The organism is Desulfitobacterium nosdiversum, assembly GCF_049860565.1.
Classification (GTDB): domain Bacteria; phylum Bacillota; class Desulfitobacteriia; order Desulfitobacteriales; family Desulfitobacteriaceae; genus Desulfitobacterium_A; species Desulfitobacterium_A nosdiversum.
Genome location: NZ_CP172056.1, coordinates 16,311 through 29,709, shown reverse-complemented (window position 1 = coordinate 29,709; position 13,399 = coordinate 16,311). Strand labels below are relative to the sequence as shown.

Annotated in this window: 16 protein-coding genes; all 16 read left to right on the top strand. The window is 39.5% G+C overall.

The window, feature by feature from the left end:
- The first annotated feature begins 221 nt into the window (after positions 1 to 221).
- The 16 genes from ACHOLT_RS00170 (at position 222) to ACHOLT_RS00095 (ending at position 13,399) form a co-directional block, all read left to right on the top strand.
- Positions 222 to 746 carry a hypothetical protein gene (locus tag ACHOLT_RS00170; protein ID WP_425804809.1) on the top strand — a complete coding sequence of 175 codons (525 nt, stop codon included), beginning with the start codon at positions 222 to 224 and terminating at the stop codon, positions 744 to 746.
- Between the two features lie 186 nt (positions 747 to 932).
- Positions 933 to 1,277, top strand: a complete 345-nt coding sequence (locus ACHOLT_RS00165) for a PadR family transcriptional regulator (protein ID WP_425804806.1) — start codon at positions 933 to 935, stop codon at positions 1,275 to 1,277.
- Positions 1,264 to 2,664 carry an FtsW/RodA/SpoVE family cell cycle protein gene (locus ACHOLT_RS00160; RefSeq protein WP_425804804.1) on the top strand — a complete coding sequence of 467 codons (1,401 nt, stop codon included), beginning with the start codon at positions 1,264 to 1,266 and terminating at the stop codon, positions 2,662 to 2,664. The genes ACHOLT_RS00165 and ACHOLT_RS00160 overlap by 14 nt, the downstream gene beginning before the upstream one ends.
- Before the next feature lie 223 nt (positions 2,665 to 2,887).
- Complete coding sequence (locus ACHOLT_RS00155) at positions 2,888 to 3,610, top strand: 4Fe-4S binding protein (RefSeq protein WP_425804802.1); 723 nt, start codon at positions 2,888 to 2,890, stop codon at positions 3,608 to 3,610.
- A 14-nt stretch (positions 3,611 to 3,624) separates the two neighbouring features.
- Positions 3,625 to 4,170: a PadR family transcriptional regulator gene (locus ACHOLT_RS00150; RefSeq protein ID WP_425804800.1), complete on the top strand. Its 546-nt coding sequence runs from the start codon at positions 3,625 to 3,627 to the stop codon at positions 4,168 to 4,170.
- Between the two features lie 20 nt (positions 4,171 to 4,190).
- Positions 4,191 to 4,661, top strand: a complete 471-nt coding sequence (locus tag ACHOLT_RS00145; protein WP_425804797.1) for a hypothetical protein — start codon at positions 4,191 to 4,193, stop codon at positions 4,659 to 4,661.
- A gap of 279 nt (positions 4,662 to 4,940) precedes the next feature.
- Complete coding sequence (locus tag ACHOLT_RS00140; protein ID WP_425804795.1) at positions 4,941 to 5,717, top strand: XdhC family protein; 777 nt, start codon at positions 4,941 to 4,943, stop codon at positions 5,715 to 5,717.
- A complete protein-coding gene (locus tag ACHOLT_RS00135; protein ID WP_425804792.1) occupies positions 5,711 to 6,268 on the top strand; it encodes an FmdE family protein in 558 nt (185 codons plus the stop codon). The genes ACHOLT_RS00140 and ACHOLT_RS00135 overlap by 7 nt, the downstream gene beginning before the upstream one ends.
- A gap of 17 nt (positions 6,269 to 6,285) precedes the next feature.
- Positions 6,286 to 7,032: a Rossmann-like domain-containing protein gene (locus tag ACHOLT_RS00130; RefSeq protein WP_425804790.1), complete on the top strand. Its 747-nt coding sequence runs from the start codon at positions 6,286 to 6,288 to the stop codon at positions 7,030 to 7,032.
- Positions 7,017 to 8,015 (top strand): FecCD family ABC transporter permease, encoded by a 999-nt coding sequence (locus ACHOLT_RS00125; RefSeq protein ID WP_425804788.1) that lies wholly within the window; start codon positions 7,017 to 7,019, stop codon positions 8,013 to 8,015. The genes ACHOLT_RS00130 and ACHOLT_RS00125 overlap by 16 nt, the downstream gene beginning before the upstream one ends.
- Complete coding sequence (locus ACHOLT_RS00120; RefSeq protein ID WP_425804786.1) at positions 8,015 to 8,821, top strand: ABC transporter ATP-binding protein; 807 nt, start codon at positions 8,015 to 8,017, stop codon at positions 8,819 to 8,821. Before ACHOLT_RS00125 ends, ACHOLT_RS00120 begins: the two co-directional genes overlap by 1 nt.
- 119 nt (positions 8,822 to 8,940) lie before the next feature.
- Positions 8,941 to 9,984, top strand: a complete 1,044-nt coding sequence (locus tag ACHOLT_RS00115; RefSeq protein WP_425804784.1) for an ABC transporter substrate-binding protein — start codon at positions 8,941 to 8,943, stop codon at positions 9,982 to 9,984.
- Positions 9,985 to 10,003: 19 nt separating this feature from the next.
- Complete coding sequence (locus tag ACHOLT_RS00110) at positions 10,004 to 10,648, top strand: class I SAM-dependent methyltransferase (protein ID WP_425804781.1); 645 nt, start codon at positions 10,004 to 10,006, stop codon at positions 10,646 to 10,648.
- 28 nt (positions 10,649 to 10,676) lie between these two features.
- On the top strand, positions 10,677 to 11,483 hold the full coding sequence (gene modA / locus ACHOLT_RS00105) for a molybdate ABC transporter substrate-binding protein (RefSeq protein WP_425804778.1): 807 nt from the start codon (positions 10,677 to 10,679) through the stop codon (positions 11,481 to 11,483).
- A 10-nt stretch (positions 11,484 to 11,493) separates the two neighbouring features.
- The gene (locus ACHOLT_RS00100) at positions 11,494 to 12,711 is read left to right on the top strand and encodes a molybdopterin molybdotransferase MoeA (protein WP_425804775.1); all 1,218 of its coding nucleotides are present in this window, start codon (positions 11,494 to 11,496) and stop codon (positions 12,709 to 12,711) included.
- The gene (locus ACHOLT_RS00095; protein WP_425804772.1) at positions 12,701 to 13,399 is read left to right on the top strand and encodes a class I SAM-dependent methyltransferase; all 699 of its coding nucleotides are present in this window, start codon (positions 12,701 to 12,703) and stop codon (positions 13,397 to 13,399) included. Before ACHOLT_RS00100 ends, ACHOLT_RS00095 begins: the two co-directional genes overlap by 11 nt.

Here is a 13,399-nt window from a genome sequence, read left to right as displayed (position 1 = left end):
TAAAACAGCATAAAGATAGTACTTTTTAGCAAAAGAGCTAATTATTTAAACCTCCGATGAACATATAGCTATTAAGCTGATAAAGAGGAATATGTATAAACCAATTTCTGTAATTTATTGTTATAATAAGGTGTATAAAAACGCGTCCGTTTTTGTGATTTCCTTGAAGATAGGGTATTACTGCATATTAGCAGCGTTCCTGTAGTAATTAACTATAATACATGGTAAAAGGGGGTAATCTTATTAAAAAGAGTTTTATTTTGACCACTGTAATTTTATTAAGCATATCGCTAATTTTAACCGCTTGTGGTACAGGAAAAATTAAAGAACCTGAAATTAATTTAAAATTTAATATATCCGATTTAACAGATGAGGAATTTCAATCTATAGGAACTAAAGGTTTAGAAAATGCTACGAAGAGCGACTTTAAGAATATAGAGTTCGCACTAGATGTAGAGCAAACAAACGAAGTATCAAACCGAAAGGTAATAAAGCCTAATCTTAAAGAGGCTGCCAATTCATACGATAGAGAAAGATATTGGTTCGGAGAATCATACAGCCAAGACAATCAAGGAGAGAATTTTACTAAATATGGTTCTGAATTTGTATTCTATTCCAAGGGGTTAGAAGAACAAGCGATCAAGACTATTTTTGATTCCTCAGAAGTAAGAGTATCTTGGACAACAAACAGCGGCGAAAATAAAGAGCATGTATTTAAATTGGGTGAAGTTATTCAATTTAAATAGCACTACGCAATATTCTTATATTATACAGTAAGGTCGAGGATAGAGCCTTAAATTACAGAACGAAAATGGATATCATGCAATAGAATAGTATTTAAATGCATTTATATTTGCCAATTTATGTATTGACATATATAGATTATCTATATACTATTGTTATATAGATAATCTATATATGGGGGTTTCAATATGGCAATTGATAAAAGCCTTTTGACAGGGAGTACCACTATGCTTATTTTAAAGCTTCTGGATGAAAAGGATATGTACGGTTATCAGATAATTGAAGAACTCAGGGAAAAATCAAATAATGTTTTTGAGTTGAAAGCAGGTACCTTATATCCACTCCTTCACACCTTAGAGCAGAAAGATATGCTCAATTCTTATGAGGAGAACGCTGATAATGCAAGGGTTAGGAAGTACTATAGTATAACAAAAGTGGGCCGTAAGTATTTGAAAGAGAGAAAAGAAGAATGGAAAGCCTATACTTTCGCGGTAAATAACATTTTAGGAGGTGCAAGTTTTGCAACAGCCTAGAAAAATTACCGAGTATTTAGAAATTGTACGTCAACAGATCCGTTGGAAACGTGCTCAATCTTTTGTTTTAGACGAAATTAGTGACCACATAACCGACCAGAAAAACGCATTTATGGATGATGGGCTTAATGAAGAAGAGGCAACTGACAAGGCAATTCTGGAAATGGGCGACCCTGTTATTGTCGGGGAACAATTAGACCGTGCTCACAGACCTCGACCTGATTGGCTACTGATTTCGATGGCAGCTGCTATGCTCCTTTTTGGGCTCGCTGTTCAGACTTGGATTGGACCTAATCATCTTAATAACGGGGCAGAGATGTTTCAAAAACAGATAATATGGGCAGGTATTGGAATCATTGTAATGTTTGTTGGATATTTTTTGGACTTCACAATCATTGGGAAGTACCCTAAGGTAATATTCTTTGGACTTTGTACAATAACGTTAGCTTCTTATCTGTATGAAGGTCATAGGATGGCCTCAGCTACTATATATCTTCTTTTGCTGTTTCCTATCGCTTTTGCAGGATTTGTTTATAGCATGAGAAATCAAGGGTATGGTGGATTTATCTTTTGTATGGTAGTTTCTTCAATTCCTGCATACTTATCGATATTCATTCTTATATACTTATCGAGAGCGCCATATATTACTGTGTTATTTCTAATTTGTATTTCCTGTCTTATTATTTTAACGGTGGCGGTTAAAAAGGGCTGGTTTAACGTAAGAAAATTATATGCAATACCCCTTATGTTTATTTCAACTGCCGTTGTCTTGTCGTCGATGTTTATCATGATGCCGGGTAAAGAATACATCAAAAACAGAATACTAGTGATGTTAAATCCCTTACTTGACCCGACAGGATCTGGATATATTTGGACTGTGGTACATCACTTTTTGTCCCATGCTCAGTTTGTCGGCCAGGGTTTGCCGATAAGTGGTTACAGCCAATATTCGTCATTAGAGATTTTGCCTGAAGTCAATACTGATTTTGTTTTAACTTACTTAATTTATAGACTTGGATGGATTGTACTTATAGGGATAATTTTAATATTTTCAGTGTTTATTGTACGAGCAATTCTTTTATGTAAGAAGCAAAAAGGAGTTCTAGGATTTTTTGTTTCGCTTGCTATTATCTCAACATTTACCGTTCAGTGTATGGTTTATATTAATTACAACTTAGGCTTACCGCTTATGCTTCCTCCAGTTTCGTTACCGCTAATCTCTTATGGAGGGCGAGCCCTAGTTACGAATATGTTCCTTATAGGGATTTTGTTTTCAGTATTCCGAACAGGCGATTTGGTGAGGGACAGAGCTGAGGATGCAACGGGAACAAGACGCTTTATTCAATTTGTTAATGGACAGATTATTATCAATATAAAAACTCGATAAAAGGAGATATTATCATAGTTTAATTACGTCGCATTCCTCTTGTTTTATGACGTAAGTAGATATAATGTAACGGAAATTATTTATAAACTTGGCATTTTGAGACGAATATTCGTCTCTTTTATTTTTTGTTGTTACACTTGAAATAATAAAAGGCTAATAGTAATATATCTTTAAGATATATTTAAAAGATATATTAAAAAATGTTAGGGGGAGAGCTTTAGTTATGAAAAGACAAAAATTTAGAAAGTTGATTTTAATAAGTGCAATGTTACTATTTCCCATAACTATATATTATTTTTCGCCTAACTTGATTATCCAAGGGGCAACGGAGGGTGTAGTAACTGGAAGTTTTATTGTATTTCTTGCAATGTTGGTAAGTTCAATTTTTTGGGGAAGATCATTTTGCGGGTACTTATGTCCTGCAGGTGGAATACAAGAATGTGCGATGCTTGTTAATGATAAAAGCCCCAGGCAGGGATGGAAAAATAATATAAAGTATGTAATCTGGCTGGTGTGGATAATAAGTATTGGCATTTGTTTTATATTTAGAAAGCAAGAGGTAACAATCGATTTTTTCTATATGACAGACCATGGAATATCTATAGCAAGTATATATGATTATGTTCTATATTACGGAGTAATGTTACTGATTTTTGTTCCGTGTGTGATATTTGGGAAGAGAATCTTTTGCCATTATTTCTGCTGGATGGCCCCGTTTATGGTCATAGGAAGTAAAATAGGAAACCTGCTTCACATTAAAAGACTCAAGTTATCCGCAGATAAAAATGCCTGCATAAACTGCCATATATGTAATAACTGCTGTCCCATGGGCATTGATGTAGCAGAAAAAGTTCAAGTGGAGAAGATGGATGACAATGAGTGTATCTTATGCGGATCATGCGTTGATAATTGTCCTAAAAAAGCAATTGCTTATAAAGTGAATTAAAGGAGAAAGAAAAAGTGAAAAAGACAAGGTATGTATTACTTGGATTACTTCAAGAAGAAAACTTAAGTGGATACGAAATGAAAAAGATTATAGATAAACGGATGTCTTTTTTTTGGCAGGAAAGTTTTGGTCAAATATACCCCGAAATTAACAAAATGGCAGAAGAAGGATTGATTGAGATTTGTAACACCGGTTTAGAAGAAAATATAAAACGGGAAAAAATAAGATATAAAATAACTTCCAAGGGTGAAAGAGAGTTAAAAAAGTGGATGGAAGAAGAAAATGAAAAGGAATCTGTAAGATCCGAATTCCTTTTGAAGATGTATTTGTCAACGCCTAACAATATTGAGGAAATGAAAAGGCATATAATTCGATTTAAAAAACAATCGGAAGAAAAACTGAAGCTGTTTAATTTATTCGAATCAGAGTTAAGTCAAATAATAGAAGTTCATAACAATCATAAGCAGATACTCTATGTATTAAATTTGGGCATATGTCAGGCAAAGTTATATATTGGCTGGAGTGAGAAGACTTTGAAGGATCTGGAAACGGAAAAGTAAATTTTTCTGGAGGTATTATAATGTTAGGCCATTTAGGATTTTCATATGTAGGCTTAATCTATTTATTGATGCTTTGGATTCCCAATACCATGTGGAGTAAGAATAAGCCAATAGACTATGATACTACCCAAGAAAATAAAATATTATTATTGTTTGAGCGTGTTGGACAAGCATGTTGTACTTGCAGCATACTGATTTTTAGCGATTTTAACATCAGGACTTTTTCAGCATGGAGTTTGTGGCTAATAGCATCATTTTTACTGATGATCCTTTATGAGATATATTGGGTTAGATATTTCACTAATGAGCATACGGAAAAGAATTTTTATCGCAGTATTTGTGGGATTCCCGTACCAGGTGCGAGTCTGCCTGTCCTGGCTTTTTTGCTGTTGGGCATTTACGGCGAAGTTATTTGGCTGATTGCATCAGCTATCATAATCGGTATAGGGCATATAGGAATACATATCCAGCATTTAAAAGCAATAAAATAATATAGCGGCATCCCAGTTTAATCTCTTCACATTAGGAAACAGACGGTTTCTAGCTAGAATGCTAAAAACCGTCTATTTTTGTGCTGGTGTTTTTAATTTAAATTATCACATTAAAATCAAATAAAAACAATTGAAAATAGATATAAACTATCATATAATTTGAGTAATATTAGTTTATGTTAGTTTATATTAGCTTGATTAAGAGCGTTTCATTTTCCGGTGCATATGAACTAGCAATTTAAAGATGACTTCACTTGTATTTATTAAGGTGGTGGTCGCTTGGAATTAAATTTAATGCGCCTTCTAGCTGAATGTCAGGAGGAAAATAAAGAAGTTGCTCTTATAACCGTAATTTCCTCTGAGAACGTGAAAAATTGCGTAACAGGGTCAATGATGTTAATTAACGAAAACGGTGAGACCCTCGCAGGCGGCATTGGAAACGAAATCTTTCAACAAAAAGCGATTAAACAAGGTCAGATCTGTATCAAAAGAGGTCTTTCGCGTAAGTCTTTAATCAGTGTTGAAAAGAACAGCGTTGAGATTTTTGTTCAAGCTTTTTGCAATGATGATCGTTTGATCATCATTGGAGCAGGTACACTTGCTCAAACTATATACAAACTAGCGAGAATATTAGGCTATCGCATTACAGTCGTTGATAACCGCCCGGAAATGCTGACGAAAGAAAGATTTCTGGGCGCGAATGAGTTGCTTTTGGGTGATATTATTGAAAATCTGGATTTGTGTACTATAACCGAGAATACAAATATTGTCATAGCAACGCATCATCATGAATTTGATGAACAGGCATTGCAAGCAGTTATTTCTTCACCTGCTCGGTATATCGGTGTCTTAGGAAACCGTCGCAGAGTGGCAGAATATTTCTCGAATTTAAAGCATTTAAACGTTGCGGAGGAGCTTGTGGATAGAGTATATTCTCCCATTGGGCTTGATCTGGGAGGGAGAAAGACAAGTGAGATTGCTTTAGCGGTGATGGCTGAGATTCAGGCCGTAAAATTTCAACGCAATGGCGGTTTCCTAAAAAAGGAGGAGTGTTAGTTTTGACGGATCATTTTGAAGAGGATATAGAAAAAGCGCACAAGTTTCATGGCCATGTCTGTACAGGGATTGTTTTTGGGGTCAGAATTGCCCGGGCGGGTCTCAATTATCTTGGAATTGAAGATCCTTCGAAAAACAAAGATTTTTTGGTGTACGTTGAAGCAGATCGCTGTATTGCCGATGCCGTACAATCGGTAACCGGATGTTCACTCGGGAAAAGACGGTTAAAATGGATGGATTACGGCAAAATGGCGGCAAGTTTCATCGATATCAACACGCAGAAAGGGATTCGAATCGTTGTTGATCATAAGCAAAGGATGCCTAGCGATGCAGACAATGTTACATTCTGGAACCAATTTTCCAATGAAGAGTTGTTCAGATTCGAACCGATAACGGTCGCCTTAAATCCGGAAGATTTGCCGAGCAAGCCCATAAGAAAAGCTACTTGTGAAATTTGTCAAGAAAAAATTTTGGACGGCAGAGAGCGGCAAAAAGATGGAAAAATATTATGCAAGGCCTGTGCTGACGGTGCTTATTATCAAAAAATCTAGGGAAAGGGGAAGAGAATATGTGGGCGCTTTATGACGACCTCATCAATTCAATCCCTGGGGATCTGACGGCCTTAGAGTGCATGCTTGGGGTCTCATGGACGCTTGTTCGCTCAGAAAGGGGGATCGGTATTGCCAAGACAATCAAAGGCGGCAAGAAAGGTTCAGGCCTCGACAATGTTACCGGAATGCCGCTGAAAAGGCTTGCAGGTTATGCAAAGTCCTGGAATATGCTTGAGGCCTCATTAGGTCAGGCAGCTCTCAATTCCGCCTTTAATCATCCCTCAGAGGTATTGACTATTACAGGGAAACCTGTTAACTCATCTTTTGATTCCGAAGGGGCTAATGCTTTTAAATTATTAGAACCAGAGATCTATGGTAAAAAAGTTGCGGTGATCGGTCACTTTCCTGAAGTTGAGCTGCTTCAAGAAAAATGTGAACTATCTATTTTGGAAAGAGATCCGCAAGGTGAGGATTACCCTGATCCAGCTTGTGAGTATTTGCTCCCGGAGCAAGATTTTGTTTTTATTACAGGAACAGCTTTTACAAATAAAACGATGCCTCGGCTTCTTGAGTTAGCTCAAAAAGCAAAGGTGATTCTCGTAGGTCCGAGTGTACCTATTTCCAATCTTCTTTTTAAATACGGGATCGATTATCTTGCAAGTTTTGTGGTTCTTGACCCAAAACTGATTTGGGAAGCGGGCCAGATAGGTAAAAAGATGGACATATTAAAGCATGGTGGACAAATGGTATGCATTCAACGCTAAGAAAATTAATTCTTGTCATATTGCCAATTGCCGCTTTATTATTTTCGTTTACAATTGGACGCTATGCCATAGCCATCCCCGATCTGCTCTCCACGATCTATCAGCATTTTTTTACGGGTAACCGGGGAACAAATTTGGATACCGTAGTGTTTAATATCAGGCTGCCGCGTATTCTTGCGGCCATGCTGGTGGGAGCGGCTCTATCGATGGCGGGGGCTGCTTATCAAGGAATGTTTAAAAATCCTCTTGTATCGCCGGATATCCTGGGAGCTTCAGCCGGTGCCGGACTTGGAGCCTGTTTGGCCATTTTCTTTGCAAAATCAGGAATGGTCATCCAACTTTCGGCCTTCTTTTTTGGATTGATCGCTGTCCTTCTTACCTATTTTATTAACCTTAAATTTAACTTTGAACCAACGCTGGGTTTAGTTCTCGGGGGGATGCTGGTGAGCAATCTCTTTGCTTCGGGAACTGGGGCTCTCAAATACTTTGCGGATGCGAATGATACCCTGCCGGCGATTACTTTCTGGTTGATGGGGAGTTTATCCTCTGTAAATAAACACGATCTGATTATGGCTTTAATTCCTATGGTTGTAGGCTTTATCACTCTTTTCTTAGTCCGTTGGCAGTTAAATGTGCTTGCGTTCGGTGAAGAAGAGGCACGAACTTTAGGGATTAACACCAAAAGGCTTCGCTTAATTGTGATTATCAGTTCGACTTTAATAACCTCAGCATCGGTCTCAATCTCTGGAATGGTAGGATGGGTGGGCTTAGTGATTCCGCATTTAACCCGTTCCATTGTCGGCCCCAATTATAAAACGCTTTTACCGGTTGCGTTTGTTCTCGGAGCAACGTATTTATTGCTGGTCGATGATTTAGCTCGCTGCCTTGGTACGGTCGAAGCTCCCTTGGGAATCTTAACATCTTTAATTGGTGTACCTTTCTTTGTCCTGATTTTTAAGAGAAATATAAAGGGGTGGAAGTAATGCTGGAAGTCAAAAATGTTTCATATAGTTATGGGCCTGGCAAAGTGCTTCATGATATCTCTTTTAAGGTCGAATCAGGGGAATTGATGTGTGTGCTGGGTCCTAACGGTTGTGGAAAAACGACCTTGCTAAAAAACATCCTCGGATTGTTGTCTCCGAGTGAGGGCTCTATTTGGATCAATGGCAAAGACGTACAAAAATTATCTTCGAAGAAACTGGCTCAAGTAATGGCATATATACCACAGGAGCATACTCCGCCTTTTCCCTATAACGTTTTTGATGTTGTTTTGATGGGGAGAACAGCGTATCTTCCCAGCAATCTTTCTATTCCAAATAAAAAAGATGAAGAGATTGCCCATGAAGCCTTAGCTATGCTTAATATTACATACTTAAAAGACAAAATTTATACCCAAATCAGCGGCGGAGAAAGACAACTGGTTCTGATCGCCCGGGCTTTAGCTCAGCAACCGAAGATTTTGATTATGGATGAGCCGACCTCAAGCCTGGATTTTGGTAAACAAAATGTGGTTCTGGAACATGTGCGGAAACTTTCCAAGAAAGGAATAAGCATTCTGATGGTTACTCATGATCCTGGACATGCTCTTTTTTGTGCGGACCAGGTTGTGACACTTAAAAAAGGACATTTATTAAAAATTGGAACCCCTCAGGAGGTGATATCTGAAGAATCCATGAAAGAGATGTATGATACTGACGTCAAAATCGGCAAGATCAACATGCCGGGCGAGAGAACGATCAGTGTTTGCATTCCTGTTCCTAAGCTTTCTGAAGTGGGTTTGAGCGCTTAAGAGTGTTGGGTCATTAATTCCAATAATATACAGTTCAAGAAAAGGAAGTGTTGTAATTGAGATTGACAAGAAAAAGCAAAATAGCTTTTTTACTACTCATCCTAGTGATGGTCTTTTCAATGTTGGTTACAGGTTGCGGCACCCAGACCGTCTCACAATCCCAGCAGCCAACAACCCAGACGATTACGGATCATGCCGGAAGATCAGTTACCATCCCTGTCCAAATCAGTAAGTGTTATTACACAAGCCCTCTGGGGATGATCATGGTCTATTCCCTTGCTCCGGATAAGATGGTTGGCTGGTCCATGCAGCTAACAGACAAAGAGAAGAAATATATCCCTGAAAAATATTGGTCTCTCCCATTCCTTGGCGGGCTTCAGATGAATGGTAAGATTAACACCGAAGAACTGGTTAAGGCTAAACCTGACGTTATTTTCTCTGTGGGTCCTGATCCAATGACCGATACGACGAAAAGTGATGCCGATAAACTTCAGCAGCAGCTTAACATTCCGGTTATCGTTGTGGATGGGGACATAAAAAGTACGGAAAAGGCCTATACCTTTATGGGGAAAATTCTTGGAGTTGAAGACAAGGCCAAAGAACTTGCTGCCTATTGCACGAAAACGATGAATGAGGTTACAGCCGCCACTAAAGACATTCCTGAAGATAAAAAAGTAAAAGTCTATTATGCCGAAGGTCCTAAAGGGCTGTCCACAGAGCCAAAAGGCGGAAGTCATGCCTTAGTCTTGGATTTAGTGAATGGCAATAACGTCGCTCAAGTTTCAGCAAAAGGCGGCAGCGGGATGAGCGATGTCTCCCTGGAGCAAGTTTTAAAATGGAACCCGGATGTCATTTTGTCCTGGGGAGTGGATGCCGGCGGTGCTTATGACCTCATTCGGACAAGCGGAGATTGGAAAAATATCAATGCCGTTAAGAATAACAGGGTTATTGAGATCCCTAATTACCCATTCAACTGGTTTGACCGTCCACCTTCAGTCAATCGCTTCCTTGGTTTGAAATGGCTGGCAAGTACCTTATATCCTGACAATTATCATGTCGATATGGTCAAAGAAGTTAAAGATTTTTATGCGCTGTTTTACCATGCCAATCTCTCTGATGATGACGCTAAAAGCCTGCTGAAAAATTCAGCTTTAAAAAGCTAATAAATAAACGGTGAGTAGCATGATCGATAAAAAAACGATGAATGAAGATAGTGTTGAAGAATATGACGGGATTGCGGAAGACATTTTTGGTCCTATCTATCCAATAATTGTAGGACAAATCACGGATAAGTGTAACATTACAACGGGCATTTGCTTGGATATTGGTTGTTGTGGGGGACATCTTGGAGTTGCGATGGCCCAGGCAACAAATCTCCAAGTGATTCTCATGGATAGGCTGGAAAATGCACTGAAAATAGCCGATGCACGGATTATCCAAAAAGGACTCCAGAAGCGGATGTATACGCTATTGGGAGATGTTCATCAAATCCCGCTGCCCAGCAACTCGATTCGGCTGGTGATCAGCAGAGGATCGGTACCGTTTTGGCAGGATAGGCCGCGTGCTTTCCAGGAGATATATCGAGTGCTGGCTCCCGGCGGAGCCGCTTATATCGGAGGCGGCTTTGGCAGTATAGAGCAGAAGGAGAGGATTGCGCAACTCATGAAGGAAAAAGATCCCTCCTGGGGAAAGGATAAAAAATACGCAGCCAAAGAACGACGCAAAGGGCTAGAAGAAGAAATGCATAAAGCAGGGATCGGAATTTATGAAGCCATCAATAATGAATCGGGTAATTGGATGTGCTTTAGAAAGCCAATAATAAACTAGGCTATAATAAAATTAGGGAGGCAAAGTTATGAAAAAAGTATTAGGATTAATTACGAGTTTGGTGTTAATGGTTTCTCTCGTGGGTTGTGGAGCAACCGGTCAAAATGCAGATCAGGCCAAAAATTCAGCGCCTGCCGCACAAAAAGAAATTACGATTTCTGCGGCTGCCAGTTTGCAAGACTCACTCACAGAAATTCAAAAAAAATATACCCAACAAAACCCCGGAATTAAGTTAACTTTTAATTTTGGAGCTTCAGGAACTCTGCAACAGCAAATCGAGCAAGGCGCACCGGCGGATCTCTTTATCTCTGCAGGAAAAAGCCAAGTGGATAATTTAGAGGCTAAGAATTTAACAACGAAAGAAAGCAGAGTCAATTTGTTAAACAATACCCTGGTTTTAGTTGTGGGCAAAGATAATACAAAGATTACGGCCATACAGGATCTTACAAAATCGGACGTAAAGCAGATTAGTATTGGAACACCGGAGTCCGTACCTGCCGGGAAATATGCCCAGGAATCATTAAAAAATCTTAAATTATGGGACGCCTTGCAATCAAAGATGGTTTTAGCTAAAGATGTTACCCAAGTTCTGAATTATGTAGAAACCGGAAATGTCGACGCAGGGTTTGTTTATGCTTCTGATGCAAAAGGGTCAACTAAGGTCAAAGTCGTTGCTACAGCACCGGCGGACAGCCATAGTGCCATTGTTTATCCTGCGGCTATTGTGGCCAGTACCAAGAATAAAGCGGAAGCGGAAGCTTTTCTTAAGTATCTGCAAGGCTCGGAAGCTCAACAAATTTTTGCGAACTACGGATTTCAGACCATCACGAAATAAGGGTTAAGAAATGAAAGATCTTAATTACCCTTGGATTTCTCGTCAAGAAACATTACGACGTATTCTCGAACGTTCGCAGTTTCAGCCCCGTGTGGAAATGATACCGGTAAGTGAGGCCTTGGATCGAATCACGGCCCGAGATGAGCTTTCTAAGAATACGCTTCCTAATGCCCCAACCAGCATGCTGGATGGAATCGCTCTTAAATCAAGCAATCTTGATGGGGGTATACCTAAGACGGATCATTGGCAATTAGGGAAAGATTATATTTTTAGCAATACCGGAGTGGGAATACCGGAAGAGTTCGATACAGTTGTTCTTATTGAAGATGTAAATGTTAATGAGAAAGGGAAATTATCGATTTCTTGTATTCCTGAAAAGGGGAAGAATATTCGCCCTGTTGGTGATATGATGAAAACAGGCGATGTATTGGTTCCGGCGTATGTACACCTGCGGTCAGCTCATCTTGGACTTCTGACCGCAGGCGGCATCGATAAAGTTGCCGTCCTGGAAAAACCAAAAGTAGCGATTCTGCCTACCGGTAACGAGCTGGTCCCGGCTGGGACCCAACCACCCCGTGGGAAAAATGTCGAATATAACGGCATGATGATCAAAGCTCAAGTTGAAAGCATGGGAGCTGAAGCAAAGCTTTATCCGATTACCCGGGATAACCCAGAGGATTTAATCAAAGTTATAGAGAATGCATTAGCCTGGGCGGATATCGTTATTCTTAATGGAGGAAGTTCTAAAGGAAGCGATGACAGGGCTATCGAAGTACTCGAATCGGTCGGTGAAGTCCTGGTCTATGAAGTTGCTTATGGCCCAGGAAAACATACGACGATGACGATAGCAGGTCATAAACCCATTGTAGGGACAGTGGGACCAACAATTGGGGCTGAATATGCTGTAGATTGGTATGTCGCACCTTTAATCAACAAGTACCTCCATCAGCCAACGGTTAAACCGCGACAATTGAAAGTTAAACTTTTGAAAGAGATTAAGGCACCAATGCCCTTTGATTTTTATGCACGCATGGAGGTCAAACCCATTGAAGGCGGATTTGCGGCGAAACAAATTGGAAAATCAGCCCCCCTCGTTCAGCAAATGATGGCCGATGCCGTTTTACACATCCCGGGAAAGATTAAAGCCTACGCGGCGGGAGAAATGATCGAAGTGGAACTAAAATGCCCGATTGAATGGATCGAAAGGAAAGTGAGTCATGAATTTTGATTGGAATTCGAATACCATCCGATGGTATCAGGAAGCAAATGAGTATTCGGGTTTCTTCAAAAATCTTGCAGGTGTAATTGCTCCCGGATTAGAGGGGTATTCCTCTTTCTGTGACATCGGCTGTGGTTTAGGGCTCATCGATTTGGAACTAAGTAAAAGCATCCATAAGATCACTTGCGTTGATATTAACAGGGAAGCTATTGAGGCTTTAAAAAAGAGCATCAAGGTAAGAAACGTTACAAATATTGAGCCGCAAGTCATGGATTGCCAAGATATTAAAAATCATTGGGATATCATTTTTACCAGCTTTTTTGGCAGTCATGAGCTAGAACATTTTTTACCCCACTGTAAAAAGCTTATTGCAGTGGTCAGTAAGAAAAAAGAAGCTCAACTCTATCCGGATAAATATCGGAGCTTCCATAAAAAGACGGCAGAAGAGGTTGAGCAGGAATTGACGCAAAAGGGAATAACGTATTCTGTAAAATATGTATCTTTTGAGTTCGGGCAACCGCTTCTTTCCAAAGAGGACGCTCAAAATTTTGTTAAAACTCAGGCTCATGGAATCAATGTAGAGGATTTAGAGGGTTTTCTATCCCAGCATCTTCAAGAAACAGGGGAGTCAAAATATCCATACATTATCCCCCGGACAAAGTCGATGGGTATTTTTGAAATTGATGGAGAGCTATAA